We start from the raw sequence: 25,995 nt of genomic DNA, 5'->3' as shown, positions 1-25,995 counted from the left end.
CGCCCGTGGCACACCATCTGGCGCACCCTGGCGAACGGTGGCGAATAGTCGCCCGGCAACCTGCACCGGGCTACTGTCAACTCAGCCGAGAACCTGGGGGCTTGACGTGAGCGGAGAACCCAACACCCGTCTGTCGGATCTGTTCGGCCTGGCCGGCTGGTCCAAGGGCGAGCTCGCGAGGCTGGTCAACCGGCAGGCGGCGGCCATGGGCCACCCCCAGCTGTCGACCGACACCTCGCGGGTGCGGCGGTGGATCGACATGGGAGAGATCCCGCGCGATCCGGTGCCGCGGGTGCTGGCGGTTCTGTTCACCGAGCGTCTCGGCCGTGTCGTGACCATCGAGGACCTCGGTCTGGTCCGGCACGGGCGCGCGGGGAAACGGCAGGGCCGCGGGAGCGATGAGCATCCCGACGGAGTGCCGTGGGCGCCCGAGCGGACTGCGGCGGTCCTCACCGAATTCACGGGAATGGACCTCATGCTCAACCGACGCGGCTTGGTGGGCGCGGGCGCCGCGCTCGCCGCGGGATCCGCACTCAGCAGCGCCATGCACGACTGGCTGCACACCGACCCTGCCCTGGCTGCCGACGCACCCCACTTCACCGACCCCCTGCACGCCGACCCCGTCGGGTACGACCGTTACGAGGCCGCCCCCATCGGGTCGCAGGAGATCGAGGAACTGGAGCGCTCGGTCGAGGTGTTCCGCGCCTGGGACGCCGCCCGTGGCGGCGGGCTCCAGCGCAAGGCGGTCGTGGGCCAGCTCAACGAGGTGGGCGGCATCCTCGCCTACCACCATCCGCCGCACCTGCAAAGGCGCCTGTGGGGCGTGGCGGCCAACCTCGCCGTTCTCGCGGGCTGGATGTCGCACGACGTCGGCCTGGAGCCCACGGCGCAGAAGTACTTCGTCATCGCCGCCCATGCCGCGAGAGAGGGCGGCGACCGGCCCCGGGCCGGTGAGGCACTGTCCCGGGCGGCCCGCCAGATGGTGCACCTGGGCCGGCCCGACGACGCGCTGGACCTGATGAAGCTCGCCCAGTCCGGCTCCGGCGAGCAGGTGCTGCCCCGCACCATGGCGATGTTCCACACCATCGAGGCCTGGGCGCAGGCGTCCATGGGCAAGGGCCAGGCGATGCGCCGGACCCTCGGCCGGGCGGAGGACCTGTTCGTCTCCGACAAGAGCGATGTGCCGCCGCCGAGTTGGATGCAGTTGTTCAACGAGGCGGATCTGTACGGCATGCAGGCCCTCGCCTACCGGACGCTTGCGGAGTTCGAGCCGGATGCCGCCGCGCACGCCCAGCACTACGCGGACAAGGCGCTGGCGCTGCGGGTCGACGCACAGGAGCGGTCGAAGATCTTCGACCATCTCTCCATGGCGTCCGCCTGCTTCATCGCCGACGACCCGGAGCAGGCGGCCGGGTACGCCCGCCTGGCGCTGGTGTCGATGGGCTCCAACTCCTCGCGCCGCACCTGGGACCGGCTGCGCCAGATGTACCGGCTCACCGCCCAGTACGCCGGCTACCCGAAGATCCAGGAACTGCGGGAGGAGATCGAACTGGCGCTGCCCAAGGGGAAGTCGTCCAAGGGCAGGGGGAGGGGCGGGAACACCGCTCCGGCATAGCGGGCGGCATACGCGCTACGACGTCACGCGGGCGACCAGCACACAGGCGTCCCGGCGGCCGGACGCGCCGGATTCGGCGAGTGTCTCCGTCACGATGCGTACGCCGTCCCGCGCCGAGAGCGTCCCGGTCAGACGGGGAGCCAGGGCGAGGAGCCGGTGCGCGGCCGTCGGCACCAGTCCGCCGGTGCGCAGGAGCAGCAGGTCGCCGGCCTCGAGCGTCGTCGTGGCCGTCGCCTCGTCCAGTTCACGCCCCGTCCCGTCGCGGAACAGCAGCGGGGCGGGGCCCCCGGCGTGTGCCCACGTCAGGGTGCGGGTGCGGGGCCGGTAACCGCAGTACACGGCGTCCTGCACGGGCGGCAGGGTGGTGGACTCCAGTAATCCGGTGAGCCGGTCCGGCAGTTCCGAGGGCCGCGCGCCCCCCGCCGCCAGGCCGCGCAGGGCACTGACCACCATGGCCGGCGCCGGCGCCGGCATCACGGCGGGGTCCGGTTCCGCGAGGGCGCCCACACTGAGCAGCGTCTCGTCGCCGGTCAGGGGGCATGCGTCGTACCAGCCACCGCAGCGGGGTGCGTCGGCGGAGTGCGGAAGGCACCCGGCGGCCAGGTCCAGGCCGGGCCGTCCCTGGTCCGGGAACCGCAGGAGGGCGTGCCAGGGCGGTGGCACGGCCTCCTGCGGTTCTACCGCGGCCCGCTGCTCGATGGCCGCGTCCCGCGGGTGGCGGTGGAGCGAGTCACGGGTCTCGCTCACCACCCGCTGGCTGCGGCGCAGTTCGCTGACGTCCCGCAGCACCGCCCACATCGAGGCGGTGCTGCCGTCGGCGTCGAGTACGGGCTCGCCCATCATGTGCACGATCCGAACGGTGCCGTCGGGGCGCACGACGCGAAACTCCCCGTCGATGGGCCGGGCGTCGACGAGACAGTCCGTGACCATCGCGGTCAGCTTCGGCCGGTCCTCGGCGAGTACCAGGGACGGCAGTTCGTCGAGGCTGAGGGGGGCTGCGGCCGGGTCGAGGCCGAGGATCCGGAAGAGTTCACCGGACCAGTCGGCCTCGTCGGTCAGCAGGTTCCATTCGGCGCTGCCGACCCGGCTGAGCAGCGAACCGGGCCGCGGCTCGGGAGCCGGGCCGTCCCGCAACTGCGCCAAGTGCTCGTCGAGATCGCTGAGCTGATGCAGTGCCAGGTCGTACAGGGCGCGCTGCCAGCGGCCCTGCGGGTCCGTCGCGTCGTGCCGGGTGTCCCGTCGCACTGCGTCCACGTCGCCCCGCAACCGCCGCGCCTGCGATATCAGTGCCTCGACCGAGCCGCGTCCTGGTGGCTGGGCGGCTGGGCGGTCCGCGGAGAGATGGGACGACATGACGCACTCCGATGTGCAGACGGTACGACCAAGGCGGATCCGAGGGGGTGGCGGAAGGACCGTTACGACTGTTGCACAGCCCGCGACGCCCTGTAAGGGATTCGGCGACACACGATACGGTGGTGCTTCCGGCATATGCCAGCGTCTTCCCGGAGCGACTTCCGCGCACGCATGACGTACGCCCGCGGCCGACCAAGTCGTAGTGCTCCTACGCGACTTGAGGTCGGCCGGCACCCGATGGCGTCGTCGCCCGCGTGTTCGTCGGATGCCTGTTCTAGGACGGGGCGTGCAGTGCCGGGCGGGGAGCCGGTTCGACCGTGGTCCGGGACCCCGTCTCCAGGGCCCGGACACCGGCTTCGGCGACCACGGAGGCGACGTACCCGTCCCAGGCGCTCGCGCCCGTGACCCGCCCCTGCCGGGTGGCGTCGACCCACTCCTGCACCTCGCGGTCGTAGGCGTCCGCGAACCGCACGAGGTAGTCCTGCGGCACCTCCTCCCGGGCGCCGCCCGCCGCCGTCACCACCATGCCGTGCGCCTTCCCGATCCGGGCACTGCCCGCCTCACAGACGGCCTCGCAGCGGACCTCGTAGCCGAAACCGCAGTTGACGAAGACCTCTACGTCGACCAGCGCGCCCCGCTCGGTCTCGAAGAGCACGAACTGCGGGTCGAGCAGCCCCTCGGGCGCGCCCGAGGACGGCCGGGGCCGCAGCACGGTCACCGCGGTCAGCTCCTGGCCCAGCAGCCAGCGGGCGGCGTCGATCTCGTGCGAGACGGAGCTGTTGACCAGCATCGCGGAGGTGAAGTGCGGCGGGGAGGACACATTGCGGTGCACGCAGTGCAGCATCAGCGGCCGGCCCAGCCGCCCCCCGTCCAGCAGGGACTTCAGCCGCCGGTACTCGGGGTCGTAGCGCCGCATGAAACCGATCTGGGCCAGCCTGCGGCCCAGCCGCGCCTCCGCCTCCACCACGCGCAGCGCGCCCGTGGAGTCGGGCACCATCGGCTTCTCGCACAGCACCGGCAGGCCGCGTGCGAAGGCGGCCAGCAGCGCCTCCTCGTGCGCCTCACCGGGCGAGGCGATCAGAACGGCCTCGACGCCGGGCGCGTCGAGCGCCGCCTCGGGGTCCGCGTGCACGGTCACCCCGTCGATCCCGGCCGCGGCCTCCCGCGCCCGCTCGGTGTCGGGGTCGGCGACGGCGGCGACCCTGGCGCCGCTCACCACCCGGTCGAGGCGTCGTACATGATCGGCGCCCATGTGCCCCGCGCCCAGGACCGCCACACCCAGAAGTCCGCTCACGCTCCGCGCGCTCCTTCCCTGTCCGCCGCGCACCCGCGAGGACGGATGCGTGTACGGCGAACAGGGTTTCATGGTCGTCAAGGCCCCGTGAGCGCGGCGACGGGCGTCAGTACCGCAGGACCGCCGCGATGCCCTCCACGTCCTCCAGCGCACCGTCCGGCACGAACCGGACGTCGGCGCCGGTCTCCAGGCACTGTTCGACGATCTCGTCCACGATGTCCTCGCGGGCGTCGAGGTCGCCGCTGTCCGCGGGCATCAGGTGTTCGCCGTCGTCCCGCATCGTCACCCGGAAGTTCTCCTCGACGGCGAGCAGCCGGACGCGCCCGGTGTGCGCGCTCTCCCACAGCTCGTCGACGCCCGCCGCGAAGTCCTTGCGCCCGCGGGCCGCCTCCAGCTCCCTGGCCACGGCCTCGACGGAGCCGCGCGCCTCGTCGTCGAGAACCGGCCGCACCGCCTGCCGCACGGCCTCGGCGCTGCCGTGGGCGAGGCCCCCGTGCGGCACGGAAACGGCGTGCGCCGCGACCGAGCCGATCTCCTCGAACAGCGACAGCGCGGCCTCCGGACCGGTGATGTACAGCGGCCGGGGATGTGCGCGCAGCACCTTGCCCATCGCGGTGTCGGCGTCACGCAGGAAATGATGGGTCCGCTCGTCGCGGAAGGCGCTCGGCGGGCCGCCGGTCCGTTCCTGCCGCTCGGGGTCGAAGTTCTCCAGCGGCCGGTCCATGGGGAAGCCGCCGATGCGCTCCTCGACGACCCGGTCCCCGCCGCCGCTCCACAGCGTGACCCGGTCCGCGGCGACCGACAGCACCCAGAACGGCCGCTCGGCGGCCTGCGCGGCCACGAGGTTGCGGGTCAGGAAGGTGTCCGAGAGCACCACGCGCTCGGGCACGGAACGGGCCAGCGTCCAGACCTGGTGCTCACCGGGGGCGGCGAAGATCGCCAGACCGTCCTCGGCGTGCGTGAGATCGACTTCGGCGAGGGCCCGGTCCAGTTCCCGGGAGACCTCGAGACGGCGTTCCCGGGTGACGGCCGGATCGTCCTCCAGCTGCTTCTTGGCCTCGGCGACCAAATTGCGCAGCCGGACCGGGTCCTGGGCGTTGTCCGGTTCGCGGCGGTGCGTCGGCGTCAGCACGGACACCGCCGGATACGGGCGGGGCCGTCGTAGCTCGGCAAGGGCTGAGGGACTCAGATCGTGCTCCATGTCAGCACCATAGAGCGGTTGGACGTATCGGGCATTCGGAGCAATCGGTATGCGCCGGGGACGCCCTCGTCCTGCCCCCTCGCCGACGGCTCATTCCTCCTCGTCCTCGGCGCCGCAGGAGCTGCCGTCGGGCGGCAGGGAGCCGTAGAGGAGGAAGTCGTCGACCTTGCGGTGCACGCACTCGGAGGACGCGTAACCGGTGTGCCCCTCGCCCTTGTTGTCGAGCACCACCGCCGAGGGGCCGAGCCGCTCCGCCGTCTCCACGGTCCAGCGGTACGGCGTCGCCGGGTCGCCGCGGGTGCCGACCAGCAGCATCTTCGCCGTGTCGACGTTCTTCACGTCGTCGCGGATGTAGTCGGTGCCCTTGGGGCGGCCGTAGCACATCAGCACCTGGGTGAGCCGGTACCGTCCGAAGACCGGGGAGGCTTCCTCGTACCGCTCGCGCAGCCTTCCCAGGGACCGGGCGACCTGCTCGGCGGTGGGGCGGTCGGGATCGTCCGCGCAGTTGATGGCCATCAGCGCGGCCGGGAGGTTGTCCATGGGGACGTCCTCCTCGTCGGTCAGGCCACCGCCGCCCCCGGGGCCCCGGCCGCGGACGGGGAAGGTGACACCGCCGGACACGAAGCCCTCGAGCCCGCGGGTGTCGCCGTCCTCCAGCAACTGTGCGAGGGCGCGCTCCAGCGAGGGCCACAGTTCCCGGCTGTAGAGGGCCTGCCCGATGGCGCCGACCATGTCCTGCCCGGAGAACGCCTCGCCGAAGGCCGTCGGCACCGGGTCCGCGTCGAGCGAGCCGACCAGCCGGACGACCTGGCGCCGGGCGTCCCGGGCGTCCTGCCCGAACGGGCACGCGATGTCCTCGACGCACCAGTCGAGGAAGTTATCCAGCGCGGTCTGCTGCCCCCGCGCGCCGGCCAGCCCCTGTTCGGCCAGCGGCTCCGTCAGTGTGTCCACGCCGTCCAGGACCACCCGGCCCACCTTGTCGGGGAACTCCGCGGCGTAGACCGAACCCAGCCGGGTGCCGTAGGAGAAGCCGAGGTAGTTGAGGCGGTCGTCGCCGAGCGCCGCGCGCATCACGTCCATGTCCCGGGCGGCGTTCACCGTGCCTATGTGGGGCAGCACCGGACCCGAGTGCTTCGCGCACTCGGCGGCCGCGTCGCGCAGCTTGCCGAGCACGGACCGCGGGTCCTTGATCTCCCCGTCCCCGTCCGTCGCCTCGATGATCTCCCCGGTCGCGGGACCGCAGGTGACCGGCGAGGACCGGCCCACGCCGCGGGGATCGAACGTCACCACGTCGTAGCCGTTGGTCAGGTGCATGAAGTCCTTGCCGCCGGCGGCGAGTTCGCTGACGCCGGAACCGCCCGGCCCGCCGAAGTTCAGCAGCACCGAGCCCCGCGAGTCACCGGTCGCCCGGTACCGGGCGAGGGCCAGGTCGAGGGTTCCGCTCCCGGGGCGGTCGTAGTCGAGGGGGACGGTGACCTTCGCGCACTGCAGGTCCTTCGGCACCTCCATGCCTTCGCACGCCGACCATCTGATCTTCTGGTCGTAGAACCGGGACAGGTCGGGTCCGGTGTCGTCCGCGGTCGCGGCGGGCAGCCCCGCGCCCAGCAGGGCCAGCCCGAGCGCTCCGGTGACCGCGCAGCGTCGGACCGACGGCCGAGTCGACAGCTTGACCAGCATCGATGCCTCCCGGGACGCCCCGTCGCGGACCGGTCGTCGGCGCCCTCGATCACCATAAACGGGCCTCGCACCCGGCGCCTCCGGGCGCTTTCGCCGGGCCCGCGCAGGCTTGCGCGGGCGTGCGGACACCGTGCCGCTCGTTCGACAAACCGCCCACTCGATGGAGTGAAAGGCGGATAAGCCATAACTCGGATGGACGGCCCGCGTTTTAACCGGTGCGGGCGAGCGCCCGCGACAATGTCTGGAAGGCAGGGAACCTCATGAGAAGGGTTACCCGAAACGGTGTGTTCGCTGTCGCCGCCTCCGGCGCGCTGGCCGTGACGATGCCGGCGTACGCGGCGTTCGCGTCCGACGGTGCCGTGGCGAACGGCTCCGCGGCCGGTTCGCCCGGAGTGATCTCCGGCAACACCGTCCAGGTCCCCGTGGACGTCCCGGTGAACGTGTGCGGGAACACGGTGAACGTGGTCGGGCTCCTCAACCCGGCCGTGGGCAACAGCTGCGCAAACACCGGCACGGGCGGCACGGCACACGACAAGACGGACGCCCCGTCGGGCACCTCCGGCGGCGGTGCCGTCGCCGAGGGCGAGGCGAAGGGCTCGCCGGGTGTGCTCTCCGGCAACGGCGTGCAGCTCCCGGTCCACGTCCCGGTGAACGTCACCGGCAACAGTGTGAACGTGGTCGGCATCGGCAATCCGGCCGTCGGCAACGAGTCGGTGAACACCTCGGACGACCGCCCCGAGGAACCGCGGAGCCCGGAGAAGCCGGCGCCCTCCGCACCCCCCGTGGAGCGCGCGCAGCCCCAGCCGTCGCCGGACACGGCCCCGCCGCGGGCCGTGGAGTCCCTCGCCCACACGGGCGCCGACGCGACCCTGCCCGCCCTCGCGGGCGGCGCCGCGCTCGTCCTGGGCGGAGCGGTCCTCTACCGGCGTTTCCGCCCGGGAGCCGGGGGCTGACCGAGGCGGACGTCCGTCCCGGTCTCCTCCCGGCGGGGTGTGCCACGGCGCCCACCCCGCCGGGACGAGGCGGCGGGTGCGGCTCCTCGGGCCGCGCTCTCTTCCTTCGGCCTGTCGGCCCCTGACACCCCCGGCGCCCGGTCGCGTCGGGGGTCTGGTGCGACTGGGCTCAGGCGCCTCCCCCGTGGAAGCGGTGGTGCAGCGCCCGCACCTCCTCCGTCAGCTCGGGCACGGGGCCCTCGACCGGCACGCCGGGTGCCACCTCGCCGATCGGCAGCGTCCGGACCGGCGGGGCGGGCACACCCAGTTCCGCCAGCCAGGTGCCGAGCTGCTCCGACGAGGCGACGTACACGATGCGCCCGAGGCCCACCCAGGCGTGCGCGGCGGCGCACATCGGGCAGTGCTCGCCGGACGTGTACACCGTGGCCGCGGCCCGCTCCTCGGGAGTGAGGTGGGCGGCGGACCAGCGCGCGAGCTCGAACTCGGGGTGCCGGGTGCGGTCCCCGGACGCCACCCGGTTGTGGTCCTCGGCCAGCACCGTGCCGTCCGCGCCCACCAGGACCGAACCGAACGGCTCGTCCCCGGCCTCCAGCGCCTCGGCCGCCAGTTCCACACAGCGGCGCAGATAGCGCAGTTCGGCGTCCTTCACGACCATGGCGTACGGCCCTCCTCGCGATGTGATCCTCGACCGGCACCCTACGTTCCGCGCGGCCGTCCCGGGCCGGACGCCCCTCGGCGTGCCTCACCGCTCCCGCTCCCCGATGCCCGGCCACGCGCCGGCCGGCGCCCCCTGAGCCCGTTCGGCCGAGCCCGAAGGCGTCCGCCAGGGTGCCGAGCCGGGTGGTGAGCACTGTGCCCTCGCCGTGCCCCGTCCCGGTCGACTGACCGGCGGCCTCCGGGCCGATCGCCCCGTGCAGGGCCGCCCGGGTGAGCACAGCCCTGGCCAGGGCCACCGCCTCGGACCCGGCGGGCACGCACTGCCGCTGACAGCTCGCCCGACGCGAAGGCGGCCACTGCCCGAAGGCGCCGCGCTTGCTAGAGGCGGTCACGAGAGTTAGAGTCTCTAACAGAAGCGAGGGGCGGTAGCGCGTATCCCTCCTGGCCGTAGCGACAGAACCCAGAGAAGGGGACCGCCATGTCCGCAGCCATTCCGCATTCGCCCGTCACGCACACCGTCCTGGGATCCGGCCCCGCCGGCACCGCGCTCGCCCGTGAGCTGGTGCGCAGGGGGCATCGCCCCGTGCGGCTGGTCGACCGCAGCGGTGGTGGCCCCGCGCTCGACGGGGTCGAGCGGTTCGCCGCCGATGTGAGCACGGCCGACGGCGCGCGGGCCGCCGTGGGGGACGCGTCCGTCGTGTACCACTGCGTCAACGTCGGCTATCACCTCCAGGTCGAGGTGATGCCCCGCATTCAGGAGGCGGTCCTCGCCGCGGTCGAGGCCGCGGGCGCCCGCCTGATCGTGCTCGACACGCTCTACCCGTACGGCGAGACCGGGGGAGCGGTGATGACCGAGGACAGCCCCTGGCAGGCGACCAGCCGCAAGGGGCGGATGCGCGCCGAACTCGACGAGCGCTACCTCCGCGCGCACCGCGCCGGACGTGTGCGCGTGGCCCTCGGCCGCTCCGCCGACTTCGTCGGCCCGGGCGTGCTCAACTCCTCACTCGGGGCGGCCGTGTTCCCCGGCGCGCTCACCGGTGGGGAGGTCGTCGGGCTCGGCGACATCGACCTGCCGCACAGCTACACCGGCATCCTGGACGTGGCCGCCGGTCTCGCGACGCTCGGTGAGCGCCCGGAGGGCGACGGGCGCGTCTGGCACCTGCCCACCGCGCCCGCAGTCAGCACCCGCGAGATCCACACGATGATCGAGAAGACCCTGGGCCGGTCGCTGGAGGTCGTGATCCTCGAAGAGGCCCGTCCCTTCGGGCCGTTCGACGAGCAGTTCATGGCCGAGTACGCGGAGATGTTCTACCAGCACACGGAGCCCCAGATCATGGACTCCTCCGCATTCCAGCGGGCCTTCGGGGTGGCTCCGACACCGCTCGCGGACACGGTGGACGCCACGCTGGCCTGGTACGGGGAGTGGCTCGCGAGCCGATGAGCACGGACGGGCGCGGCGCGCCGTTTCCGGCACGCCGCGTCGATCTGTCCGGCCCGTCCTCCGTGCCGGGCCTCGCGGATCTACCGCCTGTGGGCGCTCCTCGCCGCCGTGGCGGCGCAGACCGTGCCCAGGGCCAGGGTCAAGGCCCCGATGACGATGTTGTTCCAGATGACACCCGCGTCCGGGTTCGTGCCGACGATCCACGGCGAGATGATCATCCAGATACCCATCGCGCACATGGCCCCGCTGAGGCCGTACATGCGCTCGGGGGCCCTGGTGAACCCCAGGGCGAGCAGGCCGATGGCGATTCCGATGATCAGGTTGTGGGCGACGAGCGCGGGCTGACTCGTGGTGAAGTGGACTATCCACGGGGACACCGCACAGTACAGACCGAGCAGGAACACCGGCCCGTCCACGAGTGCCACGTCGCGACCACCGAGCATGCGGTCGTAGCGCGCCTGCATCTCCGGTGCGTCGGGGTGGCTGCTGATGTCACCTCTGGGGTGCGAGACGTTGGCCATGAGTCGTCTCCTTCGACTTTGCCGGGCCGACCGCGTCACGCGCGGTGCGGTAGCGCCGTATATTTCCCATTCTGCTCTTATTTCTCCCTTATGTGTAGTGCTGGGTGGCCCGTACATGTCTCCCTCGATCGCGGGCATCCGCAGGTGTACGCGAGCGATCGACCGATGTGGTGGGAGGTGGCGGCCGTCATGGGCGCGAAGGTGTTGGAGCGTTTTCCGGCGGGGTCTCCGCGCGGGTCGTGGCCGGCGGAGGAGTACGCGGCGCGACGCCGTGCCGAGGGGGAGCCCGCCACCGTCGTCATGGACCTGAAGACGGATGCCTTCCTGGTGGTCGTCCCCGCCCGCGACGAGGACAGGGCGCGGGCCGGCGGCCGATAGCTCGAGCAGGCGACGAGCGCACGGAATCGGGCCGGCGATCGGCGTGGTCGTACAAGGGAGTCCCGGGCGTTCTTCTCGTCCCGAACGCCGGGCGGAGCGTGGACTCCCGCGCGGTGACCGACCAGGATGCCGTCGCGGCTCTTGAGCCCGCACCGGCCCGCACCGGCAAGGTCCCTGGAGCATCGCTCCGGCGTCACTGAGCTGTCCCGGACACCGGTGACACACATCAACCCGGCTTGAAACAAGCCGGGTTGAACTGGTCTACACCCTTGACTGGTACAGACCAAAGCGGTTGAGTATGCCTCCACACCCCCCACCACGGCCGCCCCCACGCCTGGCCGGTCCGACCGGCACGCGCGGACAAGGCCCGGCTCCCCCCTGCCTTGTCGCGGGGAGCGGCCGTGCTCCGCAAAGGAGGCAGACCTGTGCCGAGACGCCGTATCTCCGCCGTCGTGACCGTACTCGCCCTCGCGGGCGCCGTACCCGCCTTCCTGCCGGCCACCGAGGCGTCCGCCGCCGCCTGTTCGAGCTACCCGAACTGGACGGCGGGCAAGTCCTACAACACCGGCGACATCGTCCGCTACACCGACGGCAAGGCCTACATCGCCGAGCACGCCAACCCGGGCTACGACCCGGTCATCAGCACCTGGTACTGGGAGCCGTACGCCTGTGACGGCGGTTCGCAGACGCCGGTCGGGAACTTCGTGGTCAGCGAGGCCCAGTTCAACCAGATGTTCCCGGGGCGGAGTTCCTTCTACACCTACAGCGGCCTCACCGCCGCGCTCGGCGCCTACCCGGGCTTCGCCAACACCGGCAGCGACACGACGAAGAAGCAGGAGGCCGCGGCCTTCCTCGCCAACGTCAGCCACGAGACCGGCGGCCTGGTGCACGTCGTCGAGCAGAACACCGCCAACTACCCGCACTACTGCGACTGGAGCCGGCCGTACGGCTGCCCGGCCGGCCAGGCCGCCTACTACGGACGCGGCCCGATCCAGCTCAGCTGGAACTTCAACTACAAGGCCGCGGGCGACGCGCTCGGCATCGACCTGCTGAACAACCCCTGGCTGGTGCAGAACGACGCGGCCGTCGCCTGGAAGACCGGCCTGTGGTACTGGAACACCCAGTCCGGGCCGGGCACCATGACCCCGCACAACGCCATGGTCAACGGGGCCGGTTTCGGCCAGACGATCCGCTCCATCAACGGTTCCCTGGAGTGCGACGGCAAGAACCCCGCGCAGGTCCAGAGCCGGGTCACCACCTACCAGCGGTTCAGCCAGATCCTCGGCGTCCCGCCGGGCGGCAACCTGTACTGCTGAGCCCTGCCGGGCGTGTGCGAGACTCCGCCGATGACCTCGGAAACGATCACCGCGGAGTCCGCGGGCACCTGGAGACTGGGCGACCTGCCCGTCAACCGCGTCGGCTTCGGAGCGATGCGGCTGACGGGCAGCGCCGCCTTCCACCTCGGCACGCCGAGCGACCGTGCGCGGTCCCTCGCCGTCCTGCGCCGGGCGGTCGAACTCGGCGTCAACCACATCGACACCGCCGCCTTCTACTTCTCGTCACTGCGCTCCGCCAACGAACTGATCAACAGCGCGCTGGCGCCGTACCCCGACGACCTCGTGATCGTCACCAAGGTCGGCCCGTACCGCGACTGGTCGGGGGAGTGGGGCACCTCCGCCCGCCCCGAGGACCTGCGCGCCCACGTCGAGGAGAACCTCCGCCAGCTCGGCCGCGACCACCTCGACGTCGTCAACCTGCGCCGCATGCGGCAGGACTCCGTCGCCGAACACTTCGGCGCCCTCGCCGAACTGCGCGAGGCGGGCCTGATCCGCCACCTCGGCCTCTCCGACGTCGAGCCCCGCCACCTCGCCGAGGCGCAGGCCATCGCGCCCGTGGTCTGTGTACAGAACCGCTACGGCCTCGGCTTCCACGACCCCGCCACGGACGAACTCCTCGCCCTGTGCCGGGACCAGGGCATCGCCTTCGTCCCGTTCTACGCCATCGCCGGCGAGGCGGGCCCCAAGGGCGCCGGCACCGCCCACGAGGACGAGGTCCGCGCCGTCGCCCAGGCCCACGGCGCGAGTCCCGCGCAGGTCCGGATCGCCTGGACGCTGCACCGGGGACCGAACGTGCTCGCCATCCCCGGCACCGGCGACCCCGACCACCTCGCCGAGAACGTGGCCGCGGGCGCCCTGCGCCTGACCGACGCCGAGCTGGCACGGCTCGACGGGGCCCGCACCGGCTGACGCGGACGGCCGACGCACATGCGCTGCCGGCCCATCGGCCCGGCTGACGCGCGTGTGGTCCGGGCCGGTGGGGCGGGGACTGGCGTCCGGGAGGTTTTACGTATAACCTCACCCGTCAATCGCCCGTCCCCCACCCGTACCGAAAGGCCGCGATGAGACGCATCGCCCTGGTCACCCTCGTCGTCGACGACTACGACGAGGCGATCCGCTTCTACACCGAGGCCCTCGGATTCCGGCTCGCCGAGGACGCGCCCCGGCCCGACGGCTCCCGCTGGGTCGTCGTCGAACCCGGCGCCCCCGGGCAGGGCTCCGCCCTGCTGCTGGCCCGAGCCAAGGGCGACGCGCAGCGCGCCCGGATCGGCGACCAGACGGGCGGGCGCGTCGGCTTCTTCCTGTACACCGACGACTTCGCCCGCGACCACGCCAGGATGGCCGCCGCCGGCGTGACCTTCCTGGAAGACCCCCGGCACGAGCCCTACGGCTCGGTCGCCGTCTTCCAGGATCTCTACGGCAACCGCTGGGACCTGCTCCAGCCCGCCGCCGCCTGACCTGACCCGAGAATTCTGCACAGACCCGCCGAGGAATCGCCGCACATGTCATCTACGCGCATAGACCACGAGACCCTCCGCCGCCTGCCCAAGGCGGTGCTGCACGACCACCTCGACGGCGGCCTGCGCCCCGCGACCGTGGTGGAGCTGGCCGCGTCCGTCGGTCACGCCCTGCCCACCACCGACCCCGACGAGCTGGCCGCCTGGTACTACGAGGCCGCCAACTCCGGTGACCTGGTGCGCTACATCGCCACCTTCGAGCACACCCTCGCCGTGATGCAGAACCGCGTGGGCCTGCTGCGCACCGCCGAGGAGTACGTCCTCGACCTCGCCGCCGACGGCGTCGTCTACGGGGAGGTCCGCTACGCCCCCGAACTGATGACGAACGGCGGGCTGAGCCTCGCCGAGGTCGTGGAGACCGTCCAGGAGGGCCTGGCCGCCGGCATGGCCAAGGCCGCGGCGGCGGGCACGCCGGTCCGCGTCGGGACCCTGCTGTGCGGCATGCGGATGTTCGACCGCACCCGCGCCACCGCCGACCTCGCGGTCGCGTTCCGGGACGCGGGCGTCGTCGGCTTCGACATCGCCGGGGCCGAGGACGGCTTCCCGCCCGCCGACCACCTCGACGCCTTCGAGCACCTGCGCTGCGAGAACGTGCCGTTCACCATCCACGCCGGTGAGGCCCACGGGCTGCCCAGCATCCACCAGGCCCTCCAGGTGTGCGGCGCCCAGCGCATCGGTCACGGCGTGCGCATCACCGACGACATCCCCGACCTCGCGGGCGGCAAGCTCGGGCGCCTCGCCGCCTGGATCCGCGACCGCCGCGTCGCCCTGGAGATGTGCCCGACCTCCAACCTCCAGACCGGGGCCGCCACCTCCATCGCCGAGCACCCGATCACCGCGCTCAAGGACCTCGGCTTCCGGGTCACCCTCAACACGGACAACCGCCTCGTCTCGGGCACGACGATGACCCGGGAGATGTCCCTCCTCGTGGAGCACGCCGGCTGGACCGTCGCGGACCTGCGCACGGTCACGGTGAACGCGCTCAAGAGCGCCTTCATCCCGTTCGACGAGCGCAAGGCCCTGATCGAGGACGTCGTCCTGCCGGGTTACGAAGCGGCGCTCTGAACGAGCCCGCGCACATAGGCGGCCTGTCCGACGTGCTGGAGATCGTCGGACAGGACGCTGACCAGCCGCACGCCCAGCGTGACCGGCGGATCCCAGTTGTCGTCCACGACCCGCTCCAGGTCCTTGGCGGCCAGGGAACGCAGGACCCCGAGCGTCTGCTCGTGCACGGCGTCGTAGTACCCGGTCAGCAGGTCGGCCGAGTCGACCCGCACCTTGGCGACTTTCGCCGAGCTGTGGCCGTACCCGGTGTCGCGGCGGGGCAGGTCCAGCCCGAAGCGCTTCTCCCAGTCCTGGGACAGCCACACCTGGCCGAGCCCGAAGGCGTCCGCGATGTGGTCGTCCTGGACCCGGGTGAGGTGCCAGACCAGCCAGGCGACGGAGTTGGCGTCGTCGGTGGGGCGGGCGTTCAGGCCGTCGGGGTCCAGGCCCTCGACGGCGGCGTGGACTTCTTCCTGGATGCGGCCGTAGCCCTCGATGAGGATGTCCTTCGCATGCATGGGTCCACCATCGCGCAGTCCGCCGTCACGCGCTCCCCGTTTCCAGCAGCCCCATCAGCGCGCGGGCCGCGGGGCTGGTGGCCTGCGCGGGCGGCAGCAGGGCGATGGTCTCGTACGCCGCGTCGTCGGAGTCCTTGAGCGGCAGCGAGGCGAGGGAGGCCCGCTTGTGCCGGAAGTGGCGCGGGACGACCGCGATGCCGAGGTTCTCGTCGAGCAGGTCGAGCAGCCCGTGCACGTCGTTCACCTCCAGCGCGACGGTCCGCCGTACGCCCGCCGCCGCGAAGGCCGTGTCGGTGACGCGGCGCGGGCCCCAGTCCGGGTGGAAGTCGACGAAGACCTCGTCGGCGAGATCGCGCGGGGTCAGCACCGCGCCGCTCCGCGCGAGGCGGTGGTCGGGATGGCACAGGACGGTCATCGGCTCGCCGGCCAGCGAGACGGACCGCAGCTGCTCCGTGTCCGCTTGCGTCCGGTAGGCGAAGGCCAGGTCGAGCCGCCCGGCCGCGACCTCCTCCGCCAGCTCGCCCGAGCCCGCCTGCCGCAGCCGGATCTCCACGTCCGGGTGCCGGCGCCGGAACGCGGCCAGCAGCCTGGCCACCGGTACCCCGGCGATGCACTGTTCGGTCCCCAGCGACAGCGTGCCGCGCAGCACGCCCTGTACCGCGGCGACCGCCTCGTGGGCCGACCGCACCTGTGCCAGGATGCGCTGTGCCTCGCCCAGCAGCGCCCGCCCGGCCTCCGTCAGGGTCACCCTGCGGGTGGTGCGCACGAACAGCGGCGCCCGCAGCTCGCGCTCCAGCGCCCGGATCGACGCCGACAGGCCGGACTGGGACACCAGCAGCCGTTCGGCCGCACGGGTGAAGTGCTGGTCCTCGGCGACGGCCACGAAGTGCTGGAGATGGCGCAGTTCCATGATTGAGAAGCGTAGCCGCTGAATACCATCGGATTCTTCTGTTGGACCACTGCCCGCAGGTCACGACAGAGTGGGGTGCGGTTCCGCCCAAGCCCCGTACCTCGGGGGCCAACCCCTCTGGAGTCGCGTTGTACACCGCACACCCCGACCGCTACGCGGACATGCCCTACCGGCGCACCGGACGCAGCGGCCTGAAGCTCCCCGCGCTCTCGCTCGGCCTGTGGCACAACTTCGGCCCCGACCGCCCCGTCGCGACCCAGCGCGCCATCCTGCGCCGCGCTTTCGACCTCGGTGTCACCCACTTCGACCTCGCCAACAACTACGGCCCGCCGCCCGGCTCCGCCGAGTCCGCCCTCGGCGAGGCACTGAAGGCCGACTTCGCCCCGTACCGCGACGAGCTGGTCATCTCCACCAAGGCCGGCTACCTGATGTGGCCCGGCCCGTACGGCGAGTGGGGCTCGCGCAAGTACGTGCTGTCCTCCCTCGACCAGAGCCTGACCCGCATGGGTCTGGACTACGTCGACATCTTCTACTCGCACCGCCCCGACCCGGAGACTCCCCTGGAGGAGACGATGGGCGCCCTGCACACGGCCGTCCAGCAGGGCAAGGCGCTCTACGTCGGCGTCTCCAACTACTCGCCGGAGCAGACCCGCGAGGCCGTCCGCATCCTCGCCGACCTGGGGACCCCGCTGCTCATCCACCAGCCGCGCTACTCCATGCTCGACCGGCGCCCCGAGACCAGCGGCCTCCTGGACACCCTCGACGAGCTGAAGGTCGGCTCCATCGCCTACTCCCCGCTGGAGCAGGGCCTGCTCACCGGCCGCTACCTCGACGGCGTCCCCGAGGACTCGCGCGCCGCGAGCGACAGCCCCTTCCTGAACTCCGACGCGCTCACCGGGGAACTGGTCGGCAAGCTGCGCGCGCTGGACGAGATCGCCAAGTCCCGCGGCCAGTCCCTGGCGCAGATGGCCCTGGCCTGGGTGCTGCGCGAGGGCCGGGTGACCTCGGCCCTGGTCGGCGCGAGCAGCCCGGGCCAGCTGGAGGACAGCGTCTCGGCCATCGGGAACCTCGCCTTCGCCGCCGACGAACTGGCCCGGATCGACGCGATCGTCACCCGCTAGCACGGCCGGGCGACACGGTCATGTTCCGAGGCGTTCCGCCAGCCGGACCGTGACCGTGTCGCCCTCCTCCTTGCCGATGGCCCGGCGGATGTCCGCCTTCACCGGCAGCTTGTGGGTGCCGTCGCCCAGCGCCATGAAGGAGCTGCGGAAGGCGTGCCCGTCGATCGTGCCGCGGACCTTGACCAGACCGCGGGTGCCGAAGAACTCGGCGGACTCCGGCCAGACCAGATACGTCCAGCCGCCCTTGTCGGGGCTCTTGCGCAGGACGGCCGTGAATTCCTCGTCCAGCTCCTGGTTCGTGGACATGGTTCCTCCGCTCCCGGGGGCCCGGCGCCCCGTTTCCCGGTAGACCCCCGGGAGCCGCGGAACTCATCGCGGACGGCGTGGTCTCACGCGCCCGCGGGCACCCGGTCCAGGAAGCCGTACACGGCCCGGATCCGGCCCTCGCCGTCCAGCGTGATCACGTCGGACCCGGCCACGGGGGCCGAGCCGTCGGCCCCGTTCACCAGCTCCCAGGAGAAACGGGCCGTGTCGTGGTGCCCGTCGACGGCGCCGGACAGCCGGAAGACGAACCCCGGGAACTGCTCGTGGGCCGCCGTGATCACCGCGGCGATCTGCTCGTGGCCGCGCACGTCGGCGAGGGGGTCGGTGTAGCCGCCGTCCGTGGTCCAGGCCGCGGCGACGGCCTTGGCCAGGGCGTCGGGCCCGGCGTTCCAGGCCTCGAAGTAGCGGGCGACGGCGTCCTCGTGACGGTGGGTGGGTGCGGACATGGCGATCAGCCTCCATCGGGGGGGGGGTACGTGCTGGTCAGATGCCGGATCCCGACTCGGCGACCCGGTACCGCAACCATGCCCGCGGCCGGTGGGAGCCGTCGATTACCTCGGGGGTCATGACGCAGGCCCCGGCCGCTCGTCACGTTTTCGGCCAACAGCGGCCATGAATATGCCAGGAGACTGGCCGGAAATTCATGGTGACAGTGGTTCAGCAGTGAACATACTCACCTCTAGGGCGTCTCACACCATGCGACAGCGTCCTCACGCACCGCACACGAGCCGCACGGACGTCATGCCCGACCGGCAGGCGAGCCGGGCGACGGGGGAGGGGAGCAGTGCACGACGAGTTCCTGTGCCATGTCACCGCCTACGGCGTCTGCGACGGCCGGCGCGTCGGCGTACCCCTGGGTACCTACCGGGCTCCCACGCTCGCCCTCGCCCTGTGGTGGCTGCGCGACCGCGCGTCCTGGATCGCCATGCGCCTCGACCCGCAGCCCGACTCCCCGCACTTACCGCGCGGCGCCCTGACCCCCGTCGCCGACGACGCCCCCGACGTGTCGCTCGTCCTGCGCCGCTGGTGCGCGGACGTCGTCCAGCAGGAGCTGGTCGCCGACGAGCTGGCCGCGGGGCGCCTGGTGCGCATCGCCACCAGCGACGAGACCACCGAGTACGAACTGCTGGCCGAGTCCGTCGACGCGCTGCGCATGCAGCGGGCCGCCCCGCCGCTGGTCGTCCCCGTCGCCTGAGCCCGCGCCGCGAGCGGCAGCGGGACCCTAGACCGAGCCCGCCCGGGCCGCGCCGCCCCTGCCGCGCACCCCTCGCACGAGCAGCGCGCCGAGGAACCCGGTGACCAGGCCCCACAGCAGGGCGAGGCCGACCGCGCCCCACAGCCGCAGGCGCAGGAACAACCGCCCGGACAGCCCTCCGCCCAGGTCGCCGATGCCGAGCACCGACAGGCCGTAGTACGCGGAGAGCCGGCCCACCGCGCAGATCATGAGCACCGTGAGCGCCAGCGCGAGGGCCAGGTGCACGGCGTGCCGCCAGGCCGGCGTCCCGGCCGGGGAGCGGGCCGCCGCCAGACACCCGGCGGCCAGGAGCAGCACCACGGCCGCGACCAGGAGCCACCACATCCGCCCGTCCCGCTCGGTGAGCGTGCCCAGATCCACCGTGGAGACGTCCGGCGTGCGCAGCACCTCGTCGAGCACCTGCGGCATCGGCAGCCCGAAGGGCCCCTCCACCCGCCCGTTCCAGGTGGCGCCGAGGCCGATGGTGAGCGCCGGCCACGTCAGGTTCGGCAGACCGAGCAGCAGCACGGCGAAGGTGTCCGCCGGGTGCCCACGGGTACCGGCGACGACCAGGCCGATGACGACACCGACGACGACGTACGCGAGCAGCAGCGCCACCATCGCGTACGCCACCGGCCGCACCGACGCCTGGAAGCGCAGCAGCCGCCCCGGCAGCGGCGCCCCGCGCGACACCAGCAGGGCCAGGACGAGCACCCCCGCCAGCCACAGCAGTCCGAACAGCACGGTCAGCGGAACGTCGGTGGTGAAGCCGATCCGAGGGGTGATGCCGAAGAGGTCACCGAGGTCGTCGAGCACTCCCTCGCCGAGCGGCACCTCGAAGGTCTGCCGCGAGGCGAAGGCCAGTCCGATGAGGGCGAGCAGCCACAGCACGCCGATGCGGCCGGCCCAGCCGGCCAGCTCCCCGGCGCCGGCGACCGCCCGGTGACGCAGCGGCCGCAGGAACCCCGAGGCGATCACCAGCGCCCCGGCCAGCGTGACGGACAGCGGCATCACGGTCAGCCCCGCGTCGGTGTCCGCGAGCCCCCCGGCGTCCCCGGACAGCTCCAGCGAACCGCCCACGGCGGCGACGACCGTCGCCGTGACGACCCGGGGGAAGGCGGCCTCGGGCAGGTCCGTCGCGCCGGCCGCCCACAGCCCGAACGCGGCCACGGCGCCCATGGCGACCAGCCCGGCCAGCACCGTGGCGAGGGCCTGCGCCCAGCCGTGACGGGCCACTGCCGGACCGGAGGGGGTTCGCGCGTTCACGCCGCCACGCTAAGCAGCACCCGCGCGCCGCGCCCTCCCGGCGGGGCCGTCCGCGTCGTGTCCGCCCCCGGATGTCCGGGTTCAGTCCGCCCGGACGACGAGAGCGTGATCGCCGAGGCCCCTCATGCGGCCGGGCGGCAGCTCGCCCCGCGTGGTGAACAGCGCCAGGACGCGGCCGCTCCGTGGATCGAACGCCACGTCCAGCACCGTGCCGCGCTCGACGCCCGCCTCGGTCAGGACCCGTCGGCCCAGCAGGTCGTGACCCGGCGGCACCACGTCCGGCGGGGTCACCGCACCGACCCGGACGGCCCCGGGGCCGAGGGAGCGCACCGCCTCCCAGGCCAGCACGGTCTCCCCGCGCAGGCGGCCGGCGCGGAACCGCAGATGGCTGACCACGCCGGAGGCGGCGTCCACCGTCAGGGACGTGACGGCACCCAGCCTCCGGTCCCCGTCCCGGCTCAGCACGGGAAGCCCCCGCACCTCGGTGAACAGCATCACGACGGCGAACCCCGCCGGCTGCCGGGCACACCGCCGACCAGGGCCGTGAAGCCCGCCAGGTCGTCGGCCACGTGCCGCACGGCGTCCATGGGAAGGACGAGCGCCCGGCCGGCGACCGTCAGCGTCTGTCCCCGTGCCACGTACACCTTGCGCCGGTGGCGGGCCGGGCCCGGGGAGAACCGTTTGCTCGCCGCCACCCGGAAGCCGACGACCCGCCCGCCGGTGCCGCCCTCCACCACGACGTCGAGCACGGTGCCGACCTCGGTGCCCGCGTCCGTCAGCACGCTCGCCCCCAGCAGCCGGGCGCGGAGCGTCTCCTGGTGCACCATCAGCAGCGCCGTGCTGACCAGACCCCGCCGGTCGCGGACCATCACCGCGTCGTGGCCGAGCGCGTACACCGCCGACCACGGAAGACCTTCCTTCATCGGCCCGGACAGGCCCCGTCCGCTCAGCGTGAAACCCGTGATCCGCCCGGCCGCGGCGTCGAAGACGGTGTCCTTGACATGGGCGACGGCGTCCCCGCCCAGGGTGACCACCGGCCGGGTGGTGAGACTGCGCGCGCCCATCAATTCGTTCATCGCACACCCTTCCCGTAATCTCCGGGTTCCCCGGGTGACTGTGACGATTCCCGCACTGCGAGAAGAGGTGGACTGCGACGCCGAACCCGGGGTACGAGGACTCGTGCAGTAGCGTCCGGCCAGTCCGGCTTCCGAGAGAGAAACGCATGACCGAATACCTGGACGGGGCAGTGATACCGACTGGCTTCGACGTACCCGTGGAACCGCTGAGGCGCGCGGCCCACTACACCGGCGAGCCCGGATGCATCGCGGAAGCGCGTCACCTCGCCTCGATCTTCCTCGACCAGCTCAGGACCGAGTGGTGCGCCACGATCGGCCGGCAGGCCGACGGCGCGGTGCTCCTGGTGGTGAGCGAACTGGTCACCAACGCCGACCGGCACAGCCAGGGGCCGTACATCCTGGAGCTGGAGGGTACGGACGCCTCCGTGACGGTGACCGTCTACGACAGCAGCGGCGCCGTGCCCCGGCGTTTCCCCCGCGACCCCGAACGCGTCGGCCGGCACGGACTCGAGATCGTCCACGCCCTCGCCGAGACGGTCGCCGTCGAGCGGGTGCCGGTGGGCAAGCGGGTGAGCGCGGTGGTGCGCCTCACCGAGGAATGACCGGCGCGTCGGCCCGCCGGCACGTCAGGACACCTCGAAGAACACCTCAGGACAAACGAAGCACCCCGGGGTCGTGAGCAACCCCGGGGCGGTGTCGTCGTCGGTGTCAGGCGCAGCCCAGCTCGCCGAGCATGCCCTCGCGCAGCCGGGTGATGATCCGCTTGATCAGCCGGGACACGTGCATCTGCGAGCAGCCGAGCTGTTCGCCGATCTCCGCCTGGGTGGCCTCCTCCACGAACCGCATGTGGATGATCTGCCGGTCGCGCTCGCTGAGCTCGGCCATCAGCGGGGCGAGCGAATGGAAGTCCTCGACGAGCCGCAGCCCGTCCTCCTCCACACCGATGAAGTCCGCCAGCACCGACTCGCCGCCCTCGGGGCCGTCCCCGGTCAGCGCGGCGTCCAGCGAGGAGGAGTTGTAGCCGTTGGACGCGATCTGGCCCTCGACCACCTCCTTCTCGCTGATGTTCATCAGCGTGGCGAGTTCGGCGACGGTGGGCTCACGGTCCAGCCTGCTGGACAGCTCCTCGCGGGCCTTGGCCAGCTCCACGCGCAGCTCCTGGAGCCGCCGCGGCACGTGCACCGCCCACGTGGTGTCGCGGAAGAAGCGCTTGATCTCGCCGACGATGTACGGCAGCGCGAAGGAGGTGAACTCGACCTCGCGGGACAGCTCGAACCGGTCGATGGCCTTGATCAGGCCGATCATGCCGGTCTGGACGATGTCCTCCATGTCGTCGCCACGGCCGCGGAACCGGCCGGCGGCGAAGCGCACGAGCGACATGTTCATCTCGATGAGCGTGTTGCGCGCGTACTGGTACTCGTGCGTGCCCTCTTCGAGCTCCGTCAGGCGCTGGAAGAACTGACGGGACAGCTGCCGTGCGTCACGCGGGGCCACGGTGCGCGGGTCCACGACACCCGGCAGTGACCCGTCGTCCGTCCCGCTCTCGGTGGTCTTCCCGACGACCTGCGCTTCCGGCCGGATCACGGCGGTCTCCATTACCTCTCCCACGAACGTCACGGTTGGGCGTCTGCCCAGGTCCTTACCGTTGGCGGGTACCCGGGACGCGCCCGTACATGCCACCCGGTTTCACGGGTGGCGCGAATTGGCTGACCGCGGCGTCGTCGCGGGTGCTGTTTCTCCTTCCACACTAGGCCGGTGAGCGGCGGGCGGCACCAGGACGCGCCTGTCGCGGAAGCCGTCCTCCGGCGGATTTCCCTGTGGGCGAAATGCCGCCCCCTTCCCCCCGGCCGCCGGACTCCTAGGCTGTAGACGTGACCAGCCACGTGCCGAACGAAGCCCGCGTCATTCCCCTGCGCCCGCCGACCGCGCGCCCGGAGGACCGTCCCCCCGTCAGAGAGCCCCTGTGGCGCGATCTGGTCGGCGACGTCCTGAGGCGTGAACGCCAGGCCCAGGAACGCACCCTGAAGGACGTCGCGGAGAGCGCGCGCATCTCGATGCCGTATCTCTCGGAGGTGGAACGCGGCCGCAAGGAGGCCTCGTCGGAGGTCCTCGCCGCCGCCGCGGGCGCCCTCGGCATGGGCCTGGGCGACCTGCTGGCGCGGGCCCAGGGCGAGCTGATCCGCCTCACCGCGCGGCACAGCGGCGCCGGCCACGGCCGCGGTGCCTCCGGCGCCCGGTACGACGGGATGTGCCTGGCCGCCTGACGGGGTGTCCCGCTGTCCGGCCCGGTGCTTCGCGACGACGGTCACGGTCGTCGCGAAGCACCGGGCCGACGTCTCACACCCGCACCGCTCACACCCTCACGAGGCGCCGGCTGAGCACCTCGTCGGCCAGCCCGTAGGCCACGGCCTCCTCGGCGGTGAACACCTTGTCGCGGTCCATGTCCGCGCGCAGCGTCGCCGGGTCGTGCCGCGTGTGCCGGGCCAGCACCTCCTCGACCTGGGAGCGGATCCGCACCATCTCCTTGGCCTGCAGGGCCAGATCGGAGACCGTGCCCTGCCGTCCGCCGCTGGCCGGCTGTCCGAGCAGCACCCGCGAGTGCTCCAGGACGAACCGGCGCCCCGCGTCCCCGCCGGCCAGCAGCACGGCCGCCGTGGAGGCAGCCTGCCCGACGCAGAACGTCGAGATCGGCGCCTGGACGAACGTCATCGTGTCGTAGATCGCCATCAGCGACGTGAACGAGCCGCCGGGGGAGTTGATGTAGATCGCGATCTCGCTCTCCGGGGCCGACGACTCCAGGTGCAGGAGCTGCGCGATGACGACGTTGGCCACGCCGTCGTCGATCTCGGTGCCCAGGAAGATGATCCGCTCCGACAGCAGCCGGCTGAACACGTCGTAGGACCGCTCGCCCTGCGGGGTGCGCTCGACGACGTTCGGAATCGTGTAGCTCCCCATCACTGCAACCCCATCCTGCGTCGCGAAGCGGCCGGGCGGACGTCCGCGAGGGACTCCACGACCCGGTCGACCATGCCGTACTCCCTGGCCTCCTCGGCCGTGAACCAGCGGTCGCGGTCGCCGTCCCGGGAGATCGTCTCCGGGCTCTGGCCGGTGTGCTCGGCGGTGATCCGCTCGATTGTCCGCTTGGTGAACTCCAGGTTGTCCGCCTGGATCTCGATGTCGGCGGTGGTGCCGCCGATGCCGGCCGACGGCTGGTGCATCATGACCCGCGCGTTCGGCAGGGCGTACCGCTTGCCCGCCGCGCCGACGCTGAGCAGGAACTGCCCCATGCTGGCGGCGAAGCCCATGGCGAGCGTCGCCACGTCGTTGGGGATCAGCCGCATCGTGTCGTAGATGGCGAGCCCCGCGTGCACCGAGCCGCCGGGGCTGTTGATGTACAGGCTGATGTCGGTGCGCGGGTCCTCCGCCGAGAGGATCAGCAACTGGGCGCAGACCCGGTTGGCGGAGACCTCGTCGACCTGCGTGCCCAGCAGCACGATGCGCTGTGCGAGCAGTTGCGCGGCCAGATGGTCGTCGAACCGGGTAGCGGGGGTGTCGCCCTCCTCCGCGCGGGGAAGCGTGGCCGGCGCCGGGCCGGTGGTGAATGGAGACATCGGCGCTCCTTGTCGATGTGTCGATGTGTCGATGACGCGATGTGGTGATGCGGCGAGGTATCGAATGGTCGAGTCGTCGAGGAAGTCGTGAGCGGCTGGTGCGCCGCGGTTCCTCCACTCTCGGCCCGGGGCCCGCCCCGCGGGGATTTCTCTGCCCGCGGCAGATTCGCCGTGGGCAGAGCGCTCACGCGGCCGGCGCGGGGTGCCGCGGAAACATTCGGCGCGACGACCGATGAGTTCCCGGACCCACGCCGGTCGACAGTGGTGACCGCGTTCCACACCCGCGCCCGGGAGGTACTCATGACCACCGACGGATTCACCACGTGTCTCTGGTTCGACGGCCAGGCGGAGGAGGCCGCCGAGTTCTACGTCTCCGTCTTCAAGAACTCGGCCATCGGTGCCGTCACCCACTATCCCGAGGGTGCGCCCGGCACCGCCGGCACTGTCCTGACCGTCGACTTCACGGCCAACGGCCAGCGGTTCGTCGCCCTCAACGGCGGGCCCCAGTTCACCTTCAACGAGGCCGTCTCCTTCCAGGTCATGTGCGAGACCCAGGAGGAGGTCGACCACTACTGGGCCAAGCTCGTCGAGGGCGGCGGCGAGCACGGCCCGTGCGGCTGGCTCAAGGACCGGTTCGGGGTGTCGTGGCAGGTCGTGCCCGTCCGGATCGAGGAGATGTTCCGCGACGAGGACCCGGCCAGGGCCGCGCGTGCCTTCAAGGCGATGATGTCGATGGGCAAGCTCGACATCGCCGAGCTGGAGAAGGCGTACGCGGGACAGTGAGGCGCCGCAGCCGTGCCCGGGCACGGCGGACCGCATCCGGCCCGTCCAGGACCGCGGCGCTCGGCGCGCGGGGCCGGGCCGTGATGACTAGCGTGAGGAAACGGACCTTTCACTCCGTCCGCACCACCACAACCATCCGGCACATTCAGCAATGCGGAGGCGGC

At 72.2% G+C, this 25,995-nt stretch carries 29 protein-coding genes; 13 read left to right on the top strand and 16 right to left on the bottom strand.

Annotated features, from left to right (window positions below; genetic code table 11):
- Nucleotides 1-106: 106 nt before the first annotated feature.
- On the top strand, nt 107-1,615 hold the full coding sequence (locus tag IEZ05_RS30020; RefSeq protein WP_189233419.1) for a DNA-binding protein NsdB: 1,509 nt from the start codon (nt 107-109) through the stop codon (nt 1,613-1,615).
- A gap of 15 nt (nt 1,616-1,630) precedes the next feature.
- Here the strand turns inward: IEZ05_RS30020 and IEZ05_RS30015 are convergent, their stop codons facing one another.
- The 4 genes from IEZ05_RS30015 to IEZ05_RS30000 all read right to left on the bottom strand — a co-directional run bounded on the left by IEZ05_RS30015 (nt 1,631) and on the right by IEZ05_RS30000 (nt 7,140).
- Nucleotides 1,631-2,968 (bottom strand): SpoIIE family protein phosphatase, encoded by a 1,338-nt coding sequence (locus IEZ05_RS30015; protein WP_189233418.1) that lies wholly within the window; start codon nt 2,966-2,968, stop codon nt 1,631-1,633.
- 274 nt (nt 2,969-3,242) lie between these two features.
- Nucleotides 3,243-4,262: a Gfo/Idh/MocA family protein gene (locus IEZ05_RS30010; protein WP_189233417.1), complete on the bottom strand. Its 1,020-nt coding sequence runs from the start codon at nt 4,260-4,262 to the stop codon at nt 3,243-3,245.
- Nucleotides 4,263-4,368: 106 nt separating this feature from the next.
- The gene (locus tag IEZ05_RS30005) at nt 4,369-5,463 is read right to left on the bottom strand and encodes a baeRF3 domain-containing protein (protein ID WP_189233416.1); all 1,095 of its coding nucleotides are present in this window, start codon (nt 5,461-5,463) and stop codon (nt 4,369-4,371) included.
- A 90-nt stretch (nt 5,464-5,553) separates the two neighbouring features.
- A complete protein-coding gene (locus tag IEZ05_RS30000) occupies nt 5,554-7,140 on the bottom strand; it encodes an alpha/beta hydrolase (RefSeq protein ID WP_189233415.1) in 1,587 nt (528 codons plus the stop codon).
- 260 nt (nt 7,141-7,400) lie between these two features.
- Between IEZ05_RS30000 and IEZ05_RS36990 the strand changes: the two genes are divergently transcribed.
- Nucleotides 7,401-8,093 (top strand): chaplin, encoded by a 693-nt coding sequence (locus IEZ05_RS36990; RefSeq protein WP_189233414.1) that lies wholly within the window; start codon nt 7,401-7,403, stop codon nt 8,091-8,093.
- A gap of 169 nt (nt 8,094-8,262) precedes the next feature.
- On the opposite strand, the gene IEZ05_RS29990 is transcribed toward IEZ05_RS36990, so the two are convergent.
- On the bottom strand, nt 8,263-8,748 hold the full coding sequence (locus tag IEZ05_RS29990; protein ID WP_189233413.1) for a nucleoside deaminase: 486 nt from the start codon (nt 8,746-8,748) through the stop codon (nt 8,263-8,265).
- Between the two features lie 480 nt (nt 8,749-9,228).
- Here IEZ05_RS29990 and IEZ05_RS29985 point away from each other — a divergent pair, with 480 nt between their 5' ends.
- Nucleotides 9,229-10,191: an NAD-dependent epimerase/dehydratase family protein gene (locus IEZ05_RS29985; RefSeq protein ID WP_189233412.1), complete on the top strand. Its 963-nt coding sequence runs from the start codon at nt 9,229-9,231 to the stop codon at nt 10,189-10,191.
- Nucleotides 10,192-10,271: 80 nt separating this feature from the next.
- Here the strand turns inward: IEZ05_RS29985 and IEZ05_RS29980 are convergent, their stop codons facing one another.
- Entirely contained in the window at nt 10,272-10,712 is a 441-nt protein-coding gene (locus tag IEZ05_RS29980; protein WP_189233411.1) for an SPW repeat protein, read from the bottom strand.
- A 189-nt stretch (nt 10,713-10,901) separates the two neighbouring features.
- Between IEZ05_RS29980 and IEZ05_RS29975 the strand changes: the two genes are divergently transcribed.
- The 5 genes from IEZ05_RS29975 to IEZ05_RS29955 all read left to right on the top strand — a co-directional run bounded on the left by IEZ05_RS29975 (nt 10,902) and on the right by IEZ05_RS29955 (nt 15,009).
- Nucleotides 10,902-11,090: a hypothetical protein gene (locus IEZ05_RS29975; RefSeq protein ID WP_189233410.1), complete on the top strand. Its 189-nt coding sequence runs from the start codon at nt 10,902-10,904 to the stop codon at nt 11,088-11,090.
- A gap of 425 nt (nt 11,091-11,515) precedes the next feature.
- Nucleotides 11,516-12,406, top strand: a complete 891-nt coding sequence (locus IEZ05_RS29970; RefSeq protein ID WP_189233409.1) for a glycoside hydrolase family 19 protein — start codon at nt 11,516-11,518, stop codon at nt 12,404-12,406.
- 30 nt (nt 12,407-12,436) lie between these two features.
- Nucleotides 12,437-13,336 (top strand): oxidoreductase, encoded by a 900-nt coding sequence (locus IEZ05_RS29965; RefSeq protein WP_189233408.1) that lies wholly within the window; start codon nt 12,437-12,439, stop codon nt 13,334-13,336.
- Between the two features lie 152 nt (nt 13,337-13,488).
- Nucleotides 13,489-13,884: a VOC family protein gene (locus IEZ05_RS29960; protein WP_189233407.1), complete on the top strand. Its 396-nt coding sequence runs from the start codon at nt 13,489-13,491 to the stop codon at nt 13,882-13,884.
- Nucleotides 13,885-13,929: 45 nt separating this feature from the next.
- On the top strand, nt 13,930-15,009 hold the full coding sequence (locus IEZ05_RS29955; protein ID WP_189233406.1) for an adenosine deaminase: 1,080 nt from the start codon (nt 13,930-13,932) through the stop codon (nt 15,007-15,009).
- Here IEZ05_RS29955 and IEZ05_RS29950 read toward each other — a convergent pair.
- Together IEZ05_RS29950 and IEZ05_RS29945 are read right to left on the bottom strand one after the other, a co-directional pair.
- Entirely contained in the window at nt 14,991-15,506 is a 516-nt protein-coding gene (locus IEZ05_RS29950) for a mycothiol transferase (RefSeq protein ID WP_189233405.1), read from the bottom strand. The genes IEZ05_RS29955 and IEZ05_RS29950 overlap by 19 nt on opposite strands.
- Before the next feature lie 25 nt (nt 15,507-15,531).
- Nucleotides 15,532-16,416 carry a LysR substrate-binding domain-containing protein gene (locus tag IEZ05_RS29945; protein WP_189233404.1) on the bottom strand — a complete coding sequence of 295 codons (885 nt, stop codon included), beginning with the start codon at nt 16,414-16,416 and terminating at the stop codon, nt 15,532-15,534.
- Nucleotides 16,417-16,544: 128 nt separating this feature from the next.
- Here IEZ05_RS29945 and mgrA point away from each other — a divergent pair, with 128 nt between their 5' ends.
- On the top strand, nt 16,545-17,537 hold the full coding sequence (mgrA, locus tag IEZ05_RS29940; protein ID WP_189233403.1) for an L-glyceraldehyde 3-phosphate reductase: 993 nt from the start codon (nt 16,545-16,547) through the stop codon (nt 17,535-17,537).
- A gap of 18 nt (nt 17,538-17,555) precedes the next feature.
- On the opposite strand, the gene IEZ05_RS29935 is transcribed toward mgrA, so the two are convergent.
- Both IEZ05_RS29935 and IEZ05_RS29930 read right to left on the bottom strand, forming a co-directional pair.
- Nucleotides 17,556-17,843: a DUF1905 domain-containing protein gene (locus tag IEZ05_RS29935; protein WP_189233402.1), complete on the bottom strand. Its 288-nt coding sequence runs from the start codon at nt 17,841-17,843 to the stop codon at nt 17,556-17,558.
- Between the two features lie 83 nt (nt 17,844-17,926).
- Nucleotides 17,927-18,307, bottom strand: coding sequence for a nuclear transport factor 2 family protein (locus tag IEZ05_RS29930; protein ID WP_189233401.1), 381 nt, complete (start codon nt 18,305-18,307; stop codon nt 17,927-17,929).
- A gap of 338 nt (nt 18,308-18,645) precedes the next feature.
- Between IEZ05_RS29930 and IEZ05_RS29925 the strand changes: the two genes are divergently transcribed.
- Nucleotides 18,646-19,056: a hypothetical protein gene (locus IEZ05_RS29925; RefSeq protein ID WP_189233400.1), complete on the top strand. Its 411-nt coding sequence runs from the start codon at nt 18,646-18,648 to the stop codon at nt 19,054-19,056.
- A gap of 27 nt (nt 19,057-19,083) precedes the next feature.
- Here IEZ05_RS29925 and IEZ05_RS29920 read toward each other — a convergent pair whose 3' ends face one another.
- The 3 genes from IEZ05_RS29920 to IEZ05_RS29910 form a co-directional block, all read right to left on the bottom strand.
- Nucleotides 19,084-20,361, bottom strand: coding sequence for a streptophobe family protein (locus IEZ05_RS29920; RefSeq protein ID WP_189233399.1), 1,278 nt, complete (start codon nt 20,359-20,361; stop codon nt 19,084-19,086).
- A gap of 81 nt (nt 20,362-20,442) precedes the next feature.
- Nucleotides 20,443-20,859, bottom strand: coding sequence for a PRC-barrel domain-containing protein (locus IEZ05_RS29915; protein WP_189233398.1), 417 nt, complete (start codon nt 20,857-20,859; stop codon nt 20,443-20,445).
- Nucleotides 20,856-21,437 (bottom strand): PRC-barrel domain-containing protein, encoded by a 582-nt coding sequence (locus IEZ05_RS29910; protein WP_189233397.1) that lies wholly within the window; start codon nt 21,435-21,437, stop codon nt 20,856-20,858. Before IEZ05_RS29910 ends, IEZ05_RS29915 begins: the two co-directional genes overlap by 4 nt.
- 146 nt (nt 21,438-21,583) lie before the next feature.
- On the opposite strand from IEZ05_RS29910, the gene IEZ05_RS29905 reads away from it, so the two are divergent.
- Nucleotides 21,584-22,039, top strand: a complete 456-nt coding sequence (locus IEZ05_RS29905) for an ATP-binding protein (protein ID WP_189233396.1) — start codon at nt 21,584-21,586, stop codon at nt 22,037-22,039.
- Between the two features lie 106 nt (nt 22,040-22,145).
- Here IEZ05_RS29905 and IEZ05_RS29900 read toward each other — a convergent pair whose 3' ends face one another.
- Nucleotides 22,146-23,033 (bottom strand): RNA polymerase sigma factor SigF, encoded by an 888-nt coding sequence (locus tag IEZ05_RS29900; RefSeq protein ID WP_189233506.1) that lies wholly within the window; start codon nt 23,031-23,033, stop codon nt 22,146-22,148.
- Nucleotides 23,034-23,308: 275 nt separating this feature from the next.
- On the opposite strand from IEZ05_RS29900, the gene IEZ05_RS29895 reads away from it, so the two are divergent.
- Entirely contained in the window at nt 23,309-23,701 is a 393-nt protein-coding gene (locus IEZ05_RS29895; RefSeq protein WP_189233395.1) for a helix-turn-helix domain-containing protein, read from the top strand.
- 88 nt (nt 23,702-23,789) lie between these two features.
- Here the strand turns inward: IEZ05_RS29895 and IEZ05_RS29890 are convergent, their stop codons facing one another.
- A complete protein-coding gene (locus IEZ05_RS29890; RefSeq protein ID WP_189233394.1) occupies nt 23,790-24,392 on the bottom strand; it encodes a ClpP family protease in 603 nt (200 codons plus the stop codon).
- Nucleotides 24,392-25,048, bottom strand: coding sequence for an ATP-dependent Clp protease proteolytic subunit (locus IEZ05_RS29885; RefSeq protein WP_189233393.1), 657 nt, complete (start codon nt 25,046-25,048; stop codon nt 24,392-24,394). The genes IEZ05_RS29890 and IEZ05_RS29885 overlap by 1 nt, the downstream gene beginning before the upstream one ends.
- 300 nt (nt 25,049-25,348) lie before the next feature.
- On the opposite strand from IEZ05_RS29885, the gene IEZ05_RS29880 reads away from it, so the two are divergent.
- The gene (locus IEZ05_RS29880; protein WP_189233392.1) at nt 25,349-25,831 is read left to right on the top strand and encodes a VOC family protein; all 483 of its coding nucleotides are present in this window, start codon (nt 25,349-25,351) and stop codon (nt 25,829-25,831) included.
- Nucleotides 25,832-25,995 lie beyond the last annotated feature (164 nt).

The sequence above is a fragment of the Streptomyces flaveolus genome (assembly GCF_014648815.1).
Taxonomy (GTDB): domain Bacteria; phylum Actinomycetota; class Actinomycetes; order Streptomycetales; family Streptomycetaceae; genus Streptomyces; species Streptomyces flaveolus.
The sequence above is the reverse complement of the archived record's forward strand: the minus strand, read 5'-3'. Positions and strand labels throughout refer to the sequence as shown.

What these genes read in the sequence shown, in the direction of transcription:
- IEZ05_RS29900 (WP_189233506.1), bottom strand. Translation starts at nt 23,033, where the DNA reads ATGGAGACCGCCGTGATCCGGCCGGAAGCGCAGGTCGTCGGGAAGACC.
- IEZ05_RS29885 (WP_189233393.1), bottom strand. Translation starts at nt 25,048, where the DNA reads ATGTCTCCATTCACCACCGGCCCGGCGCCGGCCACGCTTCCCCGCGCG.
- IEZ05_RS29905 (WP_189233396.1), top strand. Translation starts at nt 21,584, where the DNA reads ATGACCGAATACCTGGACGGGGCAGTGATACCGACTGGCTTCGACGTA.
- IEZ05_RS30000 (WP_189233415.1), bottom strand. Translation starts at nt 7,140, where the DNA reads ATGCTGGTCAAGCTGTCGACTCGGCCGTCGGTCCGACGCTGCGCGGTC.
- IEZ05_RS29910 (WP_189233397.1), bottom strand. Translation starts at nt 21,437, where the DNA reads ATGAACGAATTGATGGGCGCGCGCAGTCTCACCACCCGGCCGGTGGTC.
- IEZ05_RS29990 (WP_189233413.1), bottom strand. Translation starts at nt 8,748, where the DNA reads ATGGTCGTGAAGGACGCCGAACTGCGCTATCTGCGCCGCTGTGTGGAA.
- IEZ05_RS29880 (WP_189233392.1), top strand. Translation starts at nt 25,349, where the DNA reads ATGACCACCGACGGATTCACCACGTGTCTCTGGTTCGACGGCCAGGCG.
- IEZ05_RS30005 (WP_189233416.1), bottom strand. Translation starts at nt 5,463, where the DNA reads ATGGAGCACGATCTGAGTCCCTCAGCCCTTGCCGAGCTACGACGGCCC.
- IEZ05_RS36990 (WP_189233414.1), top strand. Translation starts at nt 7,401, where the DNA reads ATGAGAAGGGTTACCCGAAACGGTGTGTTCGCTGTCGCCGCCTCCGGC.
- IEZ05_RS29955 (WP_189233406.1), top strand. Translation starts at nt 13,930, where the DNA reads ATGTCATCTACGCGCATAGACCACGAGACCCTCCGCCGCCTGCCCAAG.
- IEZ05_RS29950 (WP_189233405.1), bottom strand. Translation starts at nt 15,506, where the DNA reads ATGCATGCGAAGGACATCCTCATCGAGGGCTACGGCCGCATCCAGGAA.
- IEZ05_RS29965 (WP_189233408.1), top strand. Translation starts at nt 12,437, where the DNA reads ATGACCTCGGAAACGATCACCGCGGAGTCCGCGGGCACCTGGAGACTG.
- IEZ05_RS29935 (WP_189233402.1), bottom strand. Translation starts at nt 17,843, where the DNA reads ATGTCCACGAACCAGGAGCTGGACGAGGAATTCACGGCCGTCCTGCGC.
- IEZ05_RS29945 (WP_189233404.1), bottom strand. Translation starts at nt 16,416, where the DNA reads ATGGAACTGCGCCATCTCCAGCACTTCGTGGCCGTCGCCGAGGACCAG.
- IEZ05_RS29980 (WP_189233411.1), bottom strand. Translation starts at nt 10,712, where the DNA reads ATGGCCAACGTCTCGCACCCCAGAGGTGACATCAGCAGCCACCCCGAC.
- IEZ05_RS29975 (WP_189233410.1), top strand. Translation starts at nt 10,902, where the DNA reads ATGGGCGCGAAGGTGTTGGAGCGTTTTCCGGCGGGGTCTCCGCGCGGG.
- IEZ05_RS29890 (WP_189233394.1), bottom strand. Translation starts at nt 24,392, where the DNA reads ATGGGGAGCTACACGATTCCGAACGTCGTCGAGCGCACCCCGCAGGGC.
- IEZ05_RS29960 (WP_189233407.1), top strand. Translation starts at nt 13,489, where the DNA reads ATGAGACGCATCGCCCTGGTCACCCTCGTCGTCGACGACTACGACGAG.
- IEZ05_RS29930 (WP_189233401.1), bottom strand. Translation starts at nt 18,307, where the DNA reads ATGTCCGCACCCACCCACCGTCACGAGGACGCCGTCGCCCGCTACTTC.
- IEZ05_RS29985 (WP_189233412.1), top strand. Translation starts at nt 9,229, where the DNA reads ATGTCCGCAGCCATTCCGCATTCGCCCGTCACGCACACCGTCCTGGGA.
- IEZ05_RS30015 (WP_189233418.1), bottom strand. Translation starts at nt 2,968, where the DNA reads ATGTCGTCCCATCTCTCCGCGGACCGCCCAGCCGCCCAGCCACCAGGA.